Annotated in this window: 18 protein-coding genes; 11 read left to right on the top strand and 7 right to left on the bottom strand. The window is 65.0% G+C overall.

The genetic code is table 11. The annotated features are described in order from the left end of the window. Positions 1 to 145: 145 nt before the first annotated feature. The 4 genes from ACVOK8_RS06195 to ACVOK8_RS06180 form a co-directional block, all read right to left on the bottom strand. Complete coding sequence (locus tag ACVOK8_RS06195) at positions 146 to 1,123, bottom strand: zinc-binding dehydrogenase (RefSeq protein ID WP_481566059.1); 978 nt, start codon at positions 1,121 to 1,123, stop codon at positions 146 to 148. 255 nt (positions 1,124 to 1,378) lie between these two features. Further along, entirely contained in the window at positions 1,379 to 1,789 is a 411-nt protein-coding gene (locus ACVOK8_RS06190; protein ID WP_481566058.1) for an organic hydroperoxide resistance protein, read from the bottom strand. Positions 1,790 to 1,896: 107 nt separating this feature from the next. After that, positions 1,897 to 2,574, bottom strand: a complete 678-nt coding sequence (locus ACVOK8_RS06185) for a type 1 glutamine amidotransferase domain-containing protein (RefSeq protein WP_481566057.1) — start codon at positions 2,572 to 2,574, stop codon at positions 1,897 to 1,899. Between the two features lie 10 nt (positions 2,575 to 2,584). Then, a complete protein-coding gene (locus tag ACVOK8_RS06180) occupies positions 2,585 to 3,214 on the bottom strand; it encodes a TetR/AcrR family transcriptional regulator (RefSeq protein WP_481566056.1) in 630 nt (209 codons plus the stop codon). Positions 3,215 to 3,826: 612 nt separating this feature from the next. On the opposite strand from ACVOK8_RS06180, the gene aroQ reads away from it, so the two are divergent. From aroQ to accC, 4 genes are read left to right on the top strand one after another with little or no spacing between them, the layout of a single operon-like run. After that, positions 3,827 to 4,273 carry a type II 3-dehydroquinate dehydratase gene (gene aroQ / locus ACVOK8_RS06175; protein ID WP_293707546.1) on the top strand — a complete coding sequence of 149 codons (447 nt, stop codon included), beginning with the start codon at positions 3,827 to 3,829 and terminating at the stop codon, positions 4,271 to 4,273. After that, entirely contained in the window at positions 4,270 to 4,698 is a 429-nt protein-coding gene (locus ACVOK8_RS06170; protein WP_481566055.1) for a lysozyme inhibitor LprI family protein, read from the top strand. Before aroQ ends, ACVOK8_RS06170 begins: the two co-directional genes overlap by 4 nt. 54 nt (positions 4,699 to 4,752) lie before the next feature. After that, entirely contained in the window at positions 4,753 to 5,232 is a 480-nt protein-coding gene (gene accB, locus ACVOK8_RS06165) for an acetyl-CoA carboxylase biotin carboxyl carrier protein (RefSeq protein ID WP_481566054.1), read from the top strand. 10 nt (positions 5,233 to 5,242) lie between these two features. Continuing rightward, positions 5,243 to 6,610 (top strand): acetyl-CoA carboxylase biotin carboxylase subunit, encoded by a 1,368-nt coding sequence (gene accC, locus ACVOK8_RS06160; protein WP_481566053.1) that lies wholly within the window; start codon positions 5,243 to 5,245, stop codon positions 6,608 to 6,610. A gap of 196 nt (positions 6,611 to 6,806) precedes the next feature. On the opposite strand, the gene ACVOK8_RS06155 is transcribed toward accC, so the two are convergent. Beyond that, positions 6,807 to 7,166 (bottom strand): hypothetical protein, encoded by a 360-nt coding sequence (locus ACVOK8_RS06155; RefSeq protein ID WP_481537795.1) that lies wholly within the window; start codon positions 7,164 to 7,166, stop codon positions 6,807 to 6,809. Beyond that, entirely contained in the window at positions 7,163 to 8,113 is a 951-nt protein-coding gene (locus tag ACVOK8_RS06150) for a hypothetical protein (RefSeq protein WP_481566052.1), read from the bottom strand. The genes ACVOK8_RS06155 and ACVOK8_RS06150 overlap by 4 nt, the downstream gene beginning before the upstream one ends. 148 nt (positions 8,114 to 8,261) lie before the next feature. Here ACVOK8_RS06150 and prmA point away from each other — a divergent pair, with 148 nt between their 5' ends. The 7 genes from prmA to purD all read left to right on the top strand — a co-directional run bounded on the left by prmA (position 8,262) and on the right by purD (position 14,829). Continuing rightward, positions 8,262 to 9,176, top strand: coding sequence for a 50S ribosomal protein L11 methyltransferase (gene prmA, locus ACVOK8_RS06145; protein WP_481566051.1), 915 nt, complete (start codon positions 8,262 to 8,264; stop codon positions 9,174 to 9,176). Positions 9,177 to 9,205: 29 nt separating this feature from the next. Next, positions 9,206 to 10,087: a DUF3426 domain-containing protein gene (locus ACVOK8_RS06140; RefSeq protein ID WP_481566050.1), complete on the top strand. Its 882-nt coding sequence runs from the start codon at positions 9,206 to 9,208 to the stop codon at positions 10,085 to 10,087. Between the two features lie 98 nt (positions 10,088 to 10,185). Beyond that, positions 10,186 to 10,458, top strand: a complete 273-nt coding sequence (fis, locus tag ACVOK8_RS06135; protein ID WP_057626401.1) for a DNA-binding transcriptional regulator Fis — start codon at positions 10,186 to 10,188, stop codon at positions 10,456 to 10,458. A gap of 219 nt (positions 10,459 to 10,677) precedes the next feature. Next, positions 10,678 to 12,261 carry a bifunctional phosphoribosylaminoimidazolecarboxamide formyltransferase/IMP cyclohydrolase gene (purH, locus tag ACVOK8_RS06130; RefSeq protein ID WP_481566049.1) on the top strand — a complete coding sequence of 528 codons (1,584 nt, stop codon included), beginning with the start codon at positions 10,678 to 10,680 and terminating at the stop codon, positions 12,259 to 12,261. 22 nt (positions 12,262 to 12,283) lie between these two features. Then, positions 12,284 to 13,111: a hypothetical protein gene (locus tag ACVOK8_RS06125; protein ID WP_481566048.1), complete on the top strand. Its 828-nt coding sequence runs from the start codon at positions 12,284 to 12,286 to the stop codon at positions 13,109 to 13,111. Further along, on the top strand, positions 13,111 to 13,521 hold the full coding sequence (locus ACVOK8_RS06120; protein WP_481566047.1) for a hypothetical protein: 411 nt from the start codon (positions 13,111 to 13,113) through the stop codon (positions 13,519 to 13,521). Before ACVOK8_RS06125 ends, ACVOK8_RS06120 begins: the two co-directional genes overlap by 1 nt. A 21-nt stretch (positions 13,522 to 13,542) precedes the next feature. Further along, positions 13,543 to 14,829 (top strand): phosphoribosylamine--glycine ligase, encoded by a 1,287-nt coding sequence (gene purD / locus ACVOK8_RS06115; protein WP_481566046.1) that lies wholly within the window; start codon positions 13,543 to 13,545, stop codon positions 14,827 to 14,829. Between the two features lie 310 nt (positions 14,830 to 15,139). Here the strand turns inward: purD and ACVOK8_RS06110 are convergent, their stop codons facing one another. Then, the gene (locus ACVOK8_RS06110; protein WP_481566045.1) at positions 15,140 to 16,135 is read right to left on the bottom strand and encodes an aldo/keto reductase; all 996 of its coding nucleotides are present in this window, start codon (positions 16,133 to 16,135) and stop codon (positions 15,140 to 15,142) included. Positions 16,136 to 16,182: the final 47 nt, after the last annotated feature.

Raw genomic sequence — 16,182 nt, 5'->3', positions numbered from 1 at the left:
TATTAGCGGGGGGGGGTTGTTCGGGGTGGGGGGGTGCCGCGGTTCCGCGGGGAAAACCCCGAAAACCCCGCAAACCCGGGGCTCCGGGGGGGGTCCCGCCACAAACCCCAACTCTGACCCCGGTTTTGCCGGTTTTGACCAACCATCAAGGCCGCAACAGCACCTTGCCCTTGCGCCCCGGCAACAAGCTCGCCGTCACCGCCTCCGCAACATCAGCCAGCCCGTAGACCGCCTGCACCGGCAATTCCAACTCACCACTCAGAACACGCTGCAACAGCTCTCCCACCAAACGACGCTTGTTCTCCACCGACATCTGCTGGCTGACTTTGCTGCCCCAGAAGCCCTTCACCGTGGCCTGTTTGAAGATCAGGTCGCCAGAGGGAATCTGCATCGCTTCGCCGGCCATGGTACCGAACGAAACCAACGTGCCGTTGTCGCCGAGCAGTGACACCAGATCCGCGCTGGCCTGGCCGCCGATGGAATCGACTGCCGCGTGTGCAAGCGTGTCGCCGAGCAATGCTTGAGCGCGTGTCTTCCAATCTGGCTGCGTTGTCGACAACACGTTGTCGATGCCCAGTGCCTGCAGTTCATCGACGCCGGCATCGCGACGCACGAGCCCGAGCACGTGTACGCCGCGTGCGGCGGCGAGCATGGCCAGGGTCTTGCCGACCGCACCGTTGGCGGTGTTCTGCACGATCCATTGGCCGGGCTCGGCCTGCAGGAACTCCAGCAGCATCAGTGCGCTCAGCGGCATGGCGATCAGCTGTGCTGCGGCTTCATCGGCGATGCCGTCCGGTACCGGGATGACCATGCGCGCGGGCGCGATGAAGTATTCGGCCCAGGTGCCGTGTACCGAGGCGGCCATGACGCGCTGGCCGATGGTGATGCCTTCGACGCCCTCGCCCAGTGCCTCAACGATGCCTACTGCTTCGCTGCCGCCGATGGCGGGCAAGGCGGGCTTGTAGCCGTACTTGCCGCGCACGGTCCACAGGTCGTGGTTATGGATGGGTGCGAGCAGGGTCTTGATCCGTACTTCGCCGGGGCCGGGCTGCGGGATGGGGCTGTCGCCCAAGGCCAATACGTCGGCCGGTTCACCGAAGGTGGTGTGGATGGCGCTGCGCATGGGTGTCTCCTGTTGCTATCGGGGGCCGGGGGTGCAAACCCGGGGGGGGGGGGGGGGGGGGGGGGGGGGGACCCCCGGGCGCCCGGGGGGTGGTGTGGGGTTTTGGTGGGGTGAGGGGGTGGGGGGGGGGCGGCGGGGCGGGCGGGGCGGCCGTGTGACCTTGGGGGGCCGCGGCCCAACCCCGGGCGCCCGCGGGGTGTTGCGCCCCCAACCCCCCACGCCCACCCCGGTTTTGACTTGGCTTTTGATCTCGAATCAGGCCGCAGTCACATGCAGCCGCACATCCACATTGCCGCGCGTGGCGTTCGAGTACGGGCAGATCTTGTGTGCAGCTTCGACCAGGCGCCGGGCGTCGGCTTGTTCCAGGCCCTTCACTTCAACGTGCAGGTCGATGTCCAGTGCGTAGCCGCCTTCGGCGGTCTGGCCGATGCCCACTTCCACCGAGGTGGCGGTGTCGGCGGGCTGCAGCTGCAGCTGCTTGGCGGCGACCGGCAAGGCGTTGTCGAAGCAGGCGGCGTAGCCGAGGGCGAACAGCTGCTCGGGGTTGGCGCCGGCCTTGTTGGAGCCGGGCAGTGCCAGATCCAGGGCGAGGCTGCCGTCGTCCAGTGCGGTGCGGCCGGCGCGGCCACCGGTGGCGGTGGCGCGGGTTTTGTAGAAGATCTTCATTGCCGATTCCTTGCTGGGTGCGTGGATTACGTCGGTGGAATGCAAATTCGGGAGAGTTGTTGATTACGTGTTTCCCGGGTGCGCTTCGCTTACCCGGGCTACGGGGCTCAGGCCAGTTGTGCAAGCAGGGCTTTGGCCACGGCTTCGGAGCTGGCCGGGTTCTGGCCGGTGACGAGGTGACCGTCGTTGAGCACGTAAGGCGCCCAATCCGGGCCCTTGCTGTAGTTGCCGCCGAGGCGGGTGAACTCGTCCTCGATCAGGAAGGGCACCACCGCGCTCAGGCCGATGGCGTCTTCTTCGCTGTTGGAAAAACCGGTGACCTTGCGGCCGGCAACCAGCGGCTTGCCGTCGGCAGCGCGCGCAGCGATCAGCGCGCCGGGTGCATGGCAGACCAGGCCGAGCGGTTTGTTGGCGCGATCAAAGGTTTCGATCAGGGCAATCGAGTCGGCATCGCGGGCCAGATCCCACAGCGGACCATGGCCGCCGGGGTAAAACACCGCGTCGAACTTGCTGGCGTCGATCTGCTTCAGCGGCAGCGTGGTGGCCAACTGCTGCTGGGCGTCACGGTCGCTGCGGAAACGGTCGGTGGCCGGAGTCTGTGCATCGGGCTCATCGCTGCGCGGGTCCAGCGGCGGTTGGCCGCCGGCCGGCGATGCGAGGGTGATGGTGGCGCCGGCATCCTTGAACACGTAGTACGGGGCGGCGAATTCCTCCAGCCAGAAGCCGGTCTTGTGCCCGGTGTCGCCGAGCTGGTCGTGCGAGGTCAGTACGAACAGAACATTCATGGCAGTGCCTTCAATTGGTGGGGGTGGAAAGTGCGACGGTGTTGCCGCACAACAGCAGGTGTTCGGTGGCTTCGCGGGCCTGTAGCAGCGGCAGGCGGTCCTGGCTGAGCTTGGACAGCAGGGCCGCGCCCAACCACATCTGGTACAGCACGCGGGCGACATCCAGTGCGGGCTTGCCGTTCGGCAGCGAGCCGTCAGCGCGGCCTTCTTCGACCAGGGCGGCAATGCGTTGCAGCAAACGCTGCACGCCTTGGTCGAGCACGCGGCGCATATCCTCGGAAAGGTCGGACACCTCGGCGGCCAGCTTCACCACCAGGCATTCCTCGGCCCAACCCTGCGCCGGATCGGCCGGGTCACGCGCCCAGGCGTCCCAGTAGCGCATCAGCCGTTCGCGACCGGTGCCGGGTTCGGCCAGCAGCTGTTCGAGCTTGCACCCGTAGCCGTCTACGTACTGTTGCAACAGCTCGCAGCCGAACACTTCCTTTGACGCGAAGTAGTGATAGAACGAGCCCTTGGGGACGGCGCAGGCCTTGAGGATTTCCTGCAGGCCGAGGGCAGCAAAGCCCTTCTGCAGGACCAGCCGATAACCGGTGTCCAGGACGTGCTGGCGGGTGGCTTGGGCTTTTGGGGAGAGGTTCATGGGGTGGAGCTTACGCCGAATAGACCGGTCGTCTATTAACCGGCGATTACTGAGGGGACTGTGTCGGCATGCAAGGAACGACACAGATGGCAGGGGAAACTGCATTCCCTTCTCCCGCTGGCGGGAGAAGGTGCCCGGAGGGCGGATGAGGGGAGCTTTGGCTTTGGCTTCATCGCCTAAAGCCTGGCGCGGCTGGTTTATCCGCAGATCAACGATTGCTGCTTCGGTCTGCCCTCACCCCAACCCCCGCTCCGCGCCCCAGCCCTTGCGCTGACGCAAGGTCGTTCGAATGGCTGCGAACCTTTGGTTCGCAAGCAGCCCTTCTCACCCCGCGGGCGGGAGAGGGGCTCTTGTCGTCGCGGGTATTGGGGAAGGCCCAACTTCGCTCATTTCCTCGCAAGTGCCGCGCATCGCACAGGTGCGCCACTCTTGGCCAGGCTGCTGCAACTGCCCCCAAGGCTTACCAAGAGGGCGCTGAAGCACCGCACCGCAGGCGGTCCCAGCAAAGCTCCAAATTTCAAACAAACGATTAAAACACTGCTAATTTCGTCGAACTGGACAGTATTCCCCGCTTCCCTCACACTGCCGCCCTTCCCCGCCGACCCTTGGCACATGGCAAAACTGCTGGTCCTTCACGGCCCCAACCTCAACCTGCTGGGCACCCGCGAGCCCGACGTCTACGGCCACACTACGCTGGCCCAGATCGACGCTGCGCTCGCTGCACAGGCACAAGCACAGGGGCACCAGAGCGAACACCTGCAGTCCAACGCCGAGCATGTGCTGGTGGACCGGGTACAGGCTGCGCGCGCCGATGGAACCGCTTTCATCCTGATCAACCCCGCCGCCTTCACCCATACCTCGGTGGCCCTGCGCGATGCGCTGGCCGGGGTGGCGATTCCGTTCATCGAGATCCATCTGTCCAACCCGCATGCGCGCGAGCCGTTCCGCCAGCACAGCTATCTCAGCGACAAGGCGGTGGGCGTGATTTGCGGCTTCGGCGCCGACAGCTATCGCTATGCGATGGACGCCGCACTGGCGCGCGTGGGAGCGGCTGCGTGAACACGCTGCCGCGGTTGCTGACGGGTATGGCCGTGGTTTGCCTGCCGCTGGCGGCTGCGCATGCGCAGCACCTGGATCGCGCCGCCGAAGGCATCGACTGCGCGAACGTCACCAGCACGATGGAGAGCGACCTGTGCGCCTCCGATCGCGCCGCCGAGGCCGATGCGGTCTTGAACACCACGTACAAGCTGGCCCGCCGCCAACTGCAGCAGCAGGCCGCCGACGGCAGCTGCACGCATTGCGGCGCCGCCGAACAGCAGTTGATCGAGGCACAGCGCGCCTGGATCCAGCTGCGCGACAAGGATTGCGACGCGGTCTACGCGTTCCACGCTGATGGCACCTCGCGCAACGGCGCGAAGATGCACTGTCTCACCACCCATGCGCAGGACCGTACCCGGCAGCTGCGCGATTTCTACGAACTTTGACCCGGGCGCACCGCGCCCACTCCTTACTGACTTACTGCAACCAAAGAGGCCCTCATGGATCTGCGCAAAATCAAGAAGCTCATCGACCTGCTGGAAGAGTCGAACCTGGCTGAAATCGAGATCAAGGAAGGCGAAGAATCCGTACGCCTGTCGCGCAACCCGGTTGGCGGCTACGTCGCTGCGCCGGCACCGGTGTATGCCGCAGCTCCGGCTGCTGCCGCTGCTCCGGCCATGCCGATGAGCGGCCCGACCGAAGCTTCCACCGGCGGCACCGCCAAGCCGGGCAACGCCCTGCCGGAAGGCCACGTGCAGCGCGCGCCGATGGTCGGCACCTTCTATTCCTCGTCCTCGCCGGACAAGCCGGCCTTCGTCAGCGTTGGCCAGACCGTCAAGGCCGGTGAAACCCTGGCCATCATCGAAGCGATGAAGATGTTCAACCCGATCGAGGCCGAAGTGTCCGGCACCGTGGTGGCCATCCTCGGCGAGAACGGCAGCCCGGTTGAATTCGACCAGCCGCTGTTCGTGATTGCCTGAGGCGCCGGCCATGCTGGATAAAGTCGTCATCGCCAACCGGGGTGAAATCGCGCTGCGCATCCTGCGCGCGTGCCACAGCCTCGGCATCCGCACGGTCGCGGTGCATTCCACCGTTGACCGCAATCTCAAGCACGTGGCCATGGCCGACGAGTCGGTCTGCATTGGCCCGGCACCTTCGTCGGAAAGCTACCTCAACATCCCGGCACTGATCGCCGCGGCCGAGGTCACCGACGCCCAGGCCATCCACCCGGGTTACGGCTTCCTGTCCGAGAACGCCGACTTCGCCGAGCGCGTGGAGCAGTCCGGTTTCATCTTCATCGGCCCGCGTGCGGAAACCATCCGCCTGATGGGCGACAAGGTGGAAGCCATCCGCGCGATGAAGGCCGCCGGCGTGCCGTGCGTGCCCGGTTCGGGCGGCCCGCTGGGCGAAGACATCGTCACCAACACCAAGATCGCCCGTGAGATCGGTTACCCGGTCATCATCAAGGCCTCCGGTGGCGGTGGCGGCCGCGGCATGCGCGTTGTGCATGCCGAAGGCGCGTTGAAGGCCTCCATCGAGACCACCAAGTCCGAAGCCAAGGCGGCGTTCGGCAATGGTGAGGTCTACATGGAGAAGTACCTGGAAAATCCGCGTCACGTGGAAATCCAGGTGCTGGCCGACGGCCAGGGCAACGCCATCCACCTGGGTGAGCGCGACTGCTCGATGCAGCGTCGCCACCAGAAGGTGGTGGAAGAAGCGCCGGCACCCGGCATCACCTCCGAACTGCGCGAGCAGATCGGCAAGGTCTGCGTGGAAGCCTGCATCCGCATCGGCTACCGCGGCGCTGGCACCTTCGAGTTCCTGTTCGAAGACGGCAAGTTCTACTTCATCGAAATGAACACCCGCGTGCAGGTGGAGCATCCGGTGACCGAGATGGTGACCGGTATCGACCTGGTTGCCGAACAGCTGCGCATTGCCTCCGGCCAGAAGCTGACCATCAAGCAGAGCGACGTGGTGCTGCACGGCCACGCGATTGAATGCCGCATCAACGCCGAGGACGCGGAAACCTTCATTCCCAGCCCCGGCCTGATCACCGGTTTCTATCCGCCGGGCGGCCCGGGTGTGCGCGTTGATACGCACATCTACGCTGGCTACAAGGTGCCGCCGAACTATGACTCGATGATCGGCAAGCTGATCGTGCACGGCCCGGACCGCGAAACCGCCATTGCCCGCATGCGGGTGGCGCTGAGCGAGATGGTGGTGGACGGCATCAAGACCAACGTCGCGTTGCAGCAGCGCATCATGCGCGACCAGGGCTTCCAGGCCGGTGGGCAGAACATCCATTACCTGGAAAAGCGCCTTGCCGAGCGCAAGACCCGTTCGATCGCGTTGACCTGATCGGCGGCAGCACCGGTAGTGCCGAGCCATGCTCGGCAGAGGCTTTACCGTTAATCCCCCACCCCTCACACCACCCCGTCTCCCGTAACGGGTTGTGGGGCTCGCTGGCCCGTGCTTGGGGCGGCACTACAGAAGCAAATGCGCACAAAAAAGGCGGGAATCCCCGCCCTTTTTTTTGCCTGATGGAAACGCCGGCTTACTCGGCGTCCACCACGCTGCCCTTGAGCGGCTCGGTGCCCAGCGGTGAAGACGGATCAACCACCGTCACCGTCTCCACCGAACCATCTGGCCATACGATCTGGAAGCTGCTGCCCGGCTGCAAGGTATTGAACGGCATGCCGCTCTGCGCGCGGTACACCGCTGCTGCCTGTGTGGCGCCAGCGCGACGCAGATCTGCATCGGATTTGACGCTGGTCAGCTTGATCTTGGACAGCGATCGGTAGCGGTCTTCGTAAGTATCGATCAGCACCACGCCGACCGCGCCAGCCGAATAGGCCACAAACAACACCACCCAGATCCAGAACTTCGCCCCGTGCATGAAACGTCGGTAATTCATTTCACACCTCGTCGCGCTTTGCGCAAGCTGTTGACCATCTCGTCCATCTTTTCCACACCCTGCCGCGGTACTGCAGCGTCGTACACGAATGACTGAAAATCCTGCTGCGGATCACGCGAACAAATCCCGCCATTGGCGCAATAGGCCGTCAACAGCGCGCTGCCGGGGCCGCATGCCAAACCAAGCTGGCAGGCAGCAACCTGCCAGGCCAACTGACTGAACTGACTACCTGCAACCATGCCCCTGTAAGCATCATCACCAGCGGCCGAGGTACCCATCGCACCGGAAATTGCCAGGAAGGCTTCCGGGTCCTGCGAGGACTGCACCCGCTCTACCAGCTCACGCCGGTACTCGGGGGTCTCGTTCAGGGGTTCACCCATCGACAACAAGGCTGCCTCGGCTGCCAGATTGCCTGCCTTGGCCGAAGCCAAGCGCTCTTGCAGCAGGCGCGCGCGGCCCAGTCCATCGGCAGCGGTAAAACCCGCGCAGCTCTGGCGCACCTTGCCACGTGCGGCCAGCATCGCGGAAATGGCATCCAGATCCATGCGCTGCAATGCGGCACTGTCCAGCGCGTAGCCCGAGGGGTCCATCGCGAACACGCCGCAGTAATCGTAGATGCGGCTGGCCATCCAGCCGGCTTCGGCATTACCCGCGTTCGCAGCAGCCTGCAGCTGCCGGGCATAGGCAAACAGATCACTGCCGTTTTCAAAGGCGGCGCGCAGGTCCAGCGGCAAACCCACCGCCACAGCGGTGGACTGCTCAGGCGCTGCGGTAGCGGCACTCAAGGTCTGCGCGCCCACTTCGGCGGGACTGGCGCCACTGGCTGCAGCAACTTCCGCCGTGTCCCCATGCAGGAGGTTGCCACTACGAACACCCAACGCAACCATCAGCACTGCCGCAGGCAGCACCAATAGATACCAGGGTTTTCTGGCTAGCAACGCGAGCATGGAAAGGCGAGTGCCTGTTACCCAGTTAGAGGGCGTTAATTCTATCAACAACTTGTCGACGCGGCGGCTGAACCAGCCAGCTGAACGCGCAATTGGGGCCAGCCTCGTCTAGGATGCGTGCCCTGTCCCGCCGTTGCCGTACGCTGCCATGCCCTTCCTCGAATTGACCCTGCGCTGCACCGAAGCCACCCAGCCCCGTTACGAGAACGCCCTCGATGACGTCGGCGCATTGGCGGTGACCATGCTCGATGCCGACGCTGACACCAGCAACGAGCGCGCGATTCTGGAGCCGGGCGTGGGCGAAACCCCGCTGTGGAACGAGCTGACCCTGACCGCACTGTTCCCGGCCGATACCAATGCGCTGGCGCTGCTGGCCGCGCTGGAGTCCTTCGACCCGGGCCTGGAGTGGACCAAGGCCAGTTTCCGCGCAGTGCAGGACGAAGACTGGGAACGCGCTTGGCTGGACCAGTTCCAGCCGATGCAGTTCGGTCAGCGCACCTGGATCGTGCCGTGGAACCATGAGCTGCCGGAAGCCGCGCAGGCGGCAGATGCCGCCATCGTACGGCTGGATCCGGGCCTGGCGTTCGGCTCGGGCACCCACCCGACCACCGCGCTGTGCCTGCGCTGGCTGGACCAGCTCTCGGCCGAGGGCAAGCTGGCGGGCAACACCGTGCTCGATTTCGGTTGCGGCTCCGGCATCCTCGCCCTGGCCGCGCTGAAGCTGGGCGCAGCGGCCGCCGTGGGCGTGGACAACGATCCGCAGGCGCTGATTGCCACCCACGACAATGGCGAGCGCAATGGCGTGCATATCGCCGCCTACCTGCCGGAAGACGAACCGGTTGCCACCTACCCGGTGGTGGTCGCCAACATCCTGGCCTCGGCACTGGACGCACTGGCCGAGCTGTTGGCTGCACGCGTTGCTGCGGGTGGGCAGATTGCCCTGTCCGGCATCCTGCACGGCCAGGAAGACGAGCTGCTGGAACGCTATGCGGCTTGGTTCGACCAGCTTGAAGCCACCCAGGATGGCGACTGGATGCGCATCACCGGCGTGCGCCGTGCTTGAATGGGGCCAGTGCCTCAGCCAGCCCAGCCATGACTGACGAAACCACGCCTACCCAACCTTCCTTGGCGACCTTCCTGCAAGGTCCGGCCAACAGCACACCCAAAGCAGGCACGCCGGAAAGCGCGCCTGCGGCGTCGGCGACCGATGACACGCAAGCCACACTCGCACTGGATCTGCCCGAGGCAGATCCCGCCGAAGTGCTAGCGCCTGAAGTCGCACAGGCTGAAGCTGAGCGTGCGGAAGAAGTAGAAGGTTCAGTGGTTGAGCGCGCTGATGCGAGGCAGCTGGAAGCGGCGCAATCCGAACTCGTCATGCCAGCAGCCGCAGTCATCAGTGACAGCGCCGGCATCGAGGGCGCAGAACCGCCGGAAGACAGCGCGTCGCCGGCTGCAGCCGCGCCCAGCTTCGCGCGCCAGAACCGCACGCATGCAACACCACCGGCCGACACCCCGCGCTGGCAATGGGGTCTGGTACTGGCGCTGGCACTACTGCTCGGCCTGCAGATCATTCTTGCCGACCGCGCCAGACTGGCCGCCGATGCAGGTACCCGCCCATTGGTCAGCGGCCTGTGCAGCGTACTGCGCTGCTCATTGCCGCCGTGGCATGAGCCCAGCGCGTTCAGCATGCTCAGCCGCGATATCCGTCCGGTCCCCGGGCAGGCAGGTGCGCTGCAGGTGCAGACCAGCTTCCGTAACGATGCCCGCTGGGCACAGGCCTGGCCGGCGCTGCGCCTGTCGCTGTCCGATGCCGACGGTCGGGTGATCGGCCGGCGTACCCTGCAGCCGGCCGAATACCTGGGCCCAGGCGCTGATCCACTGGCGCGATTGGAGCCTGGGCAGAGTGCGCAGGTGTCGTTCCGGCTGCGCGAACCGGCCGCCGCCACCGTCGCCTTCAGCTTCGAATTTCAGTAAACGCGGGACAATGCGTGGCAGGCCGACGGCCCACGCGCTAGACTCCCTCCCCCATGCCGGGCCAACGCGCCCGACCTTGCTGAACCCGGGAACTCTCCTTGAACGCTGCCCCCACCCGTCCTGACACCAGTCGTGGCGCTCCGAAGCCGCCGCTTCGCGAACACGTTGCCCAGTCCGTACGGCGCTACCTGCGCGATCTGGACGGCTGCGACGCCGACGATGTGTACGAGATCGTGTTGCGCGAGATGGAGATCCCGTTGTTCGTGGAAGTGCTGAACCACTGCGAAGGCAACCAGAGCCGCGCGGCGGCATTGCTGGGCATTCACCGCGCGACCCTGCGCAAGAAGTTGAAGGAATACGGGCTGGCGTAAGCCCCGGGCTGTCTGTAGTGCCGAGCCATGCTCGGCAGAAGCGTTACCGGGTAATCCCCGCTGTCGTACATTGCTGGGAAGGCCCCTTGCCGAGCATGGCTCGGCACTACATTGAATTGCTGGGAAAGCCCCTGCCGAGCATGGCTCGGCACTACACCCTGCTTCTGTGTGACCGCGCGGCTACAATATGGGCCCGCTTCCGCTTCCCCCTGCCTCCCCATGTCTTCTGATCTGCTGCCCGTACGCCGGGCTCTGCTGTCCGTTTCCGACAAGACCGGCCTGATCGATCTGGCCCGTGCCCTGGCTGCCCGCAACGTCGAGCTGCTGTCCACCGGCGGCACCGCCAAGGCGATCCGCGAGGCCGGCCTGCCGGTCAAGGACGTGTCCGATGTCACCGGCTTCCCGGAGATGATGGACGGCCGGGTCAAGACCCTGCATCCGATGGTGCACGGCGGCCTGCTCGGCCGCGCCGGCACCGATGACGCGGTGATGGCAGAACACGGCATCGCCGCGATCGACCTGCTGGTACTGAACCTGTACCCGTTCGAATCAGTCACCGCCAAGGCCGACTGCACGCTCGCCGACGCAGTGGAGAACATCGACATCGGCGGCCCGGCGATGCTGCGCAGCGCGGCCAAGAACTTCGCCCGCGTCGCCGTGGCGACCAGCCCGGACCAGTACGACGCACTGTTGGCCGAACTGGCCAGCAACGACGGCAAGCTGTCCGCCGCCAAGCGTTTCGAACTGTCGGTGGCCGCGTTCAACCGTGTCGCCCAGTACGACGCGGCGATCAGCAACTATCTGTCGGCCGTGACTGACACCAGCGCCTCGGTGCCGGTGCGCAATGAATACCCGGCACAGATGAATTCCTCTTTCATCAAGGTCATGGACCTGCGTTACGGCGAGAACCCGCACCAGAGCGGCGTGTTCTACCGCGACCTGTATCCGGTGCCGGGCACCCTGGCTACCTTCGTGCAGCTGCAGGGCAAGGAACTGAGCTACAACAACCTGGCCGACGCCGATGCCGCATGGGAATGCGTGCGTCAGTTCGAGGTGCCGGCCTGCGTCATCGTCAAGCACGCCAACCCGTGCGGCGTTGCGGTCGCTGCCGATGTCGGCGCCGCCTACGAGATGGCCTACAACACCGACCCGACCAGCGCCTTCGGCGGCATCCTTGCCTTTAACCGCACGCTGGACCTGGCCACCGCCAAGGCCATCCTCGACCGCCAGTTTGTCGAAGTGCTGATCGCACCGGATTACGAACCAGCCGCACTGGACTACGCCACCAAGAAGGCCAATGTGCGCGTGCTGCGCATCCCGGCCGGTGATGCACGCAACAACTACGACACCAAGCGCATTGGTTCGGGCCTGCTGATCCAGAGCGCCGACAACCGCGGCATGAGCGCCGACGAACTGAAGACCGTCACCCAGCGCGCACCGACCGCCGCTGAAACGCGCGACCTGCTGTTCGCCTGGCGCGTAGCCAAGTACGTCAAGTCCAACGCGATTGTCTATGCCAAGGACGAGCGCACCATCGGTGTTGGCGCCGGCCAGATGAGCCGCGTCTACTCCGCCCGCATCGCCGGCATCAAGGCGGCCGATGCTGGCCTGGTGGTAACGGGCTCGGTGATGGCATCGGATGCGTTCTTCCCGTTCCGCGATGGCCTGGATGCAGCAGCAGAAGCCGGCATCACCGCGGTGATCCAGCCGGGCGGTTCGATGCGTGACAACGAAGTAATCGCCGCTGCCGACGAACATGGCATCGCCATGGTATTCACCGGCGTGCGCCACTTCCGTCACTGATTCCGTTACCGAGAGCTGGCACATGGCGACCAGGGTTTCCCCGCGTTTGATTTCCCTGCTCGCCGTCGCCCTGCTGGCTTCGTGCCAGCAGGGCACGCCCGCACAGGGTGATGCTCCAGCAGCAAAGCCGAAACTCAGCTACGAGGCTGGGGTGATGGCCGTACTGCAGGAGCGCTATGGCAGCGCTGTGCAGTTGCAGGGGCAGTGGGCACAGCAACTGAGTGATGCCGATCTGGGCCAGGCCCGCTCGGTCCAGCGCGATATCTGTGCTGACCACAGCATCAGCGTGCAGAGCGGCAACTACCGCATGCTGGCAATCTGCACCACCTACGACGACGCCAGCCCGATTGAACTGGGCAGCACCGATTTCGTCGTCCTGCGCCGCGCCACCGATGACGGCGTCAGCATCGCCGCCGAACTGCTCGGCCAGGGCAGCGGCACCGGCGGCAAGCCGGGCAGCGTCACCACGCTGCAGATGGGCGCAAACGCCTGGGGCTTCCAGGTCGACGATGAACTGGTGGTGGTTGGCGCGGCAATGCGCAATCGCGCCTGGTATGTGTTCAACGGCGACAAGAAACTGTCCAGCGCAGGCTGGCTGCGCAGCCATCTGGATGATCGCAATGCGATCGACTGCAATGCGTCCGGCAACTGCTCGCACGGGCGCCTGGACCTGAACTTCGATGCAGTCCCTGATGACAGTCAAGCGCAGCTCGCCTACTGGCCGCTGCGCGTGCAGGAGAAAGGTCGGGGCTGTGCCGGTGCGGTGAACAAGCGCCATGACATCGCCTATGACGATGCGCAATCGCGCTATCTGATTCCTCCCTCCATGCAGCTTGAGGCTTGCAACTGATGCGTAGCGCCCTCCTCGCCGTCACCACCGGACTTTGCCTCGCCCTGCTTTCTGGCTGTGCAAGCAGCAAACTCACAGACGCCCAGCACACCGCACTTGCCACGCTCGGCAAGCAACTGCCGGCGCCTTACCGCGATGGATTGATCACTGCCTCGGCGCATCGCCATGGCGACGATATCGTGTTCGTGGTGAGCTTTCCCGGCGCCAGCGTCGCGATGGCCAAGGCCAAGCCGGACGTGTTCGAGGCATTGCGACGTGACGAGGGCGAAGCGATCACCGAACTGTGCAAGGAACCGGCACTGCAGCCGGTCTATGCCGCTGGCGGCAGCGTGCGCCGGCGCTTCGTGGATGCCAGTGGCGCGACGTTCTTCGAAGTCACGCTGAAAGCCTCCCATTGCCTTCCCAATTGATGCCCCACAGGAACTGACCCCATGAAAATCCTCGTCATCGGCTCTGGCGGCCGCGAACACGCACTTGCCTGGAAGCTGGCGCAATCGCCGCGCGTAAGCGGAGTGATCGTCGCCCCCGGCAATGCTGGCAGCGCCACCGAAGGCAAGTGCCGCAATGTCGCAGTCAAGGTCAACGACATCGAAGGCCTGCTGAAGCTGGCACAGGACGAGGCCGTGGGCCTGACCGTGGTCGGTCCGGAAGTGCCGCTGGTGCTGGGCGTTGTCGATCGCTTCCGCGAAGCCGGCCTGCGCATCTTCGGCCCGACCGCCGCTGCCGCACAGCTGGAAGGCAGCAAGGCCTTCGCCAAGGATTTCCTCGCCCGTCACGGCATTCCTACCGCGTACTACGCCGTGCATACGGAAGTGGATGCAGCGCTGGCTTACCTGCACGAAAAAGGCGCGCCCATCGTGATCAAGGCCGATGGTCTTGCCGCCGGCAAGGGCGTGATCGTGGCGATGACGATGGAGGAAGCCGAAGCCGCCGTGCACGACATGCTCAGCGGCAATGCCTTCGGCGATGCCGGCGCGCGCGTGGTGATCGAGGAATTCCTCGAAGGCGAGGAAGCCAGCTTCATCTCGATGGTCGATGGCCGCATCGCGTTGCCGATGGCCACCAGCCAGGACCACAAGCGCGTTGGCGATGGCGACACCGGCCCGAACACCGGCGGCATGGGCGCTTATTCGCCGGCACCGGTAGTGACCCCGGACGTGCATGCGCGGGTGATGCGCGAAGTAGTTGAACCGACCGTGGCCGGCATGATTGCCGATGGCGTGCCGTTCACCGGCTTCCTGTATGCCGGTTTGATGATCGATGCAGATGGCGCGCCGAAGGTGATCGAGTTCAACGTGCGTTTCGGCGACCCGGAAACCCAGCCGGTGATGTTGCGCCTGCAGTCAGACCTGGTTGATCTGGTCGAAGCGGCGATTGATGGCGCGCTGGCAGGTGTTGAAGCGCAATGGGACCCGCGTCCGTCATTGGGTGTTGTGCTGGCTGCCAAGCCTTACCCGGAATCGCCGATCACCGGTGATGTGATCAGCGGCTTGGGCGATGTGCCGGCCAGCGCCAAGGTGTTCCACGCGGGTACCGCACTGGATGCTGACGGCAATGTGGTCAGTGCCGGCGGCCGTGTGTTGTGTGTTGCCGCGCTGGGAGACAGCGTTGGTGATGCGCAGAAGCATGCGTATGCAGGTGTAGCCAAGATCCACTGGGCCAACGAGTTCCACCGCAACGACATCGGCTGGCGCGCGATTGCGCGCGAGCAGCAATAAGCGAGACGCAAACGGTAGTGCCGAGCCATGCTCGGCAGGGGCTCTACCGGTAACGCTGCAGAAGCTACCCCTCCCCAACCCTCCCCTGCACTGCGTGCAAGGGAGGGAGCGCAAACGGTAGTGCCGAGCCATGCTCGGCAAGGGGCTCTACCGGTAGTGCCACAAAAGCTACCCCTCCCCAACCCTCCCCTGCACTGCGTGCAAGGGAGGGAGCGCAAACGGTAGTGCCGAGCCATGCTCGGCAGGGAGCTCTACCGGTAATGCCTCAGCCGAGCATGGCTCGGCTCTACATTTGAAGCAGAGCTCGGCTCTACCGATGCACGCTGCCGATGCTCGCCGCCGGGTAACGCAGCCCCGCCGCCGCATCCACTGGGAACACCGCGTCAATCCGTGCCAGGTCCTCGGCACCCAGCACCACATCCAGCGCACCCAGGTTCTCTTCCAGATACGGCAAACGCTTGGTCCCGGGAATCGGCACCAGGTCATCGCCCTGCGCCAACACCCAGGCCAGTGCCAATTGCCCCGGCGTCACACCCTTGTCGGCGGCAATCGCATTGACCTGCTCCACCAAGGCCAGGTTCCGATCGAAGTTCTCGCCCTGGAAGCGCGGCGAATTGCGCCGGTAGTCGCCTTCCTCGAAATCGGCCGGGCTGCGGATCGCACCGGTCAAGAATCCACGACCCAACGGCGAGTACGGCACGAAGCCAATGCCCAGCTCACGCACGGTAGCCAATACATCGTTCTGCTCCGGTTCGCGCGACCACAAGGAATACTCGGTCTGCAGCGCGGTGATCGGATGCACCGCATGCGCGCGGCGGATCGTCTCCGGGGCCGCTTCGGACAGGCCCAGGTAACGCACCTTGCCCTGCTCGACCAAACGCGACATCGCACCCACGGTGTCCTCGATCGGCACCTGCGGATCAACACGGTGCTGGTAGTACAGATCAATATGATCCACACCCAGACGCTGCAGGCTGGCCTCGCAGGCAGCCTGCACGTATTCCGGACGACCATCGACACCGCGCGCCTGCGGGTCATTGGCATCCAGCCGCACACCGAACTTGGTCGCCAGGAACACCTGCCCACGACGGTCGGCAATTGCCTTGCCAACCAGCACCTCGTTGGTATGCGGGCCGTACATGTCGGCGGTATCCAACAGCGTCACGCCACACTCCAGCGCGCGGTGGATCACCGCAATCGAGGCGGCGTCATCACCACGGCCGCCATAGAACGCGCTCATGCCCATGCAGCCCAGGCCAAGCGCGGAAACGACGGGACCATTGCGGCCCAGAACTCGGGTTTTCATCGGCAACTCCAACGGGGGAAAGGACGGAGGCAACTGTAGGCCCTCGC

The sequence above is a fragment of the Stenotrophomonas sp. STEN083 genome, assembly GCF_056759195.1.
This window is presented reverse-complemented; position numbering and strand designations above follow the sequence as displayed.

Bases quoted from the DNA above. Each gene is read 5' to 3' on its own strand.
- ACVOK8_RS06195 (WP_481566059.1), bottom strand. From the start codon at position 1,123: ATGCGCAGCGCCATCCACACCACCTTCGGTGAACCGGCCGACGTATTG.
- ACVOK8_RS06190 (WP_481566058.1), bottom strand. From the start codon at position 1,789: ATGAAGATCTTCTACAAAACCCGCGCCACCGCCACCGGTGGCCGCGCC.
- ACVOK8_RS06185 (WP_481566057.1), bottom strand. From the start codon at position 2,574: ATGAATGTTCTGTTCGTACTGACCTCGCACGACCAGCTCGGCGACACC.
- ACVOK8_RS06180 (WP_481566056.1), bottom strand. From the start codon at position 3,214: ATGAACCTCTCCCCAAAAGCCCAAGCCACCCGCCAGCACGTCCTGGAC.
- aroQ (WP_293707546.1), top strand. From the start codon at position 3,827: ATGGCAAAACTGCTGGTCCTTCACGGCCCCAACCTCAACCTGCTGGGC.
- accB (WP_481566054.1), top strand. From the start codon at position 4,753: ATGGATCTGCGCAAAATCAAGAAGCTCATCGACCTGCTGGAAGAGTCG.
- accC (WP_481566053.1), top strand. From the start codon at position 5,243: ATGCTGGATAAAGTCGTCATCGCCAACCGGGGTGAAATCGCGCTGCGC.
- ACVOK8_RS06155 (WP_481537795.1), bottom strand. From the start codon at position 7,166: ATGAATTACCGACGTTTCATGCACGGGGCGAAGTTCTGGATCTGGGTG.
- ACVOK8_RS06150 (WP_481566052.1), bottom strand. From the start codon at position 8,113: ATGCTCGCGTTGCTAGCCAGAAAACCCTGGTATCTATTGGTGCTGCCT.
- prmA (WP_481566051.1), top strand. From the start codon at position 8,262: ATGCCCTTCCTCGAATTGACCCTGCGCTGCACCGAAGCCACCCAGCCC.
- ACVOK8_RS06140 (WP_481566050.1), top strand. From the start codon at position 9,206: ATGACTGACGAAACCACGCCTACCCAACCTTCCTTGGCGACCTTCCTG.
- purH (WP_481566049.1), top strand. From the start codon at position 10,678: ATGTCTTCTGATCTGCTGCCCGTACGCCGGGCTCTGCTGTCCGTTTCC.
- ACVOK8_RS06125 (WP_481566048.1), top strand. From the start codon at position 12,284: ATGGCGACCAGGGTTTCCCCGCGTTTGATTTCCCTGCTCGCCGTCGCC.
- ACVOK8_RS06120 (WP_481566047.1), top strand. From the start codon at position 13,111: ATGCGTAGCGCCCTCCTCGCCGTCACCACCGGACTTTGCCTCGCCCTG.
- purD (WP_481566046.1), top strand. From the start codon at position 13,543: ATGAAAATCCTCGTCATCGGCTCTGGCGGCCGCGAACACGCACTTGCC.
- ACVOK8_RS06110 (WP_481566045.1), bottom strand. From the start codon at position 16,135: ATGAAAACCCGAGTTCTGGGCCGCAATGGTCCCGTCGTTTCCGCGCTT.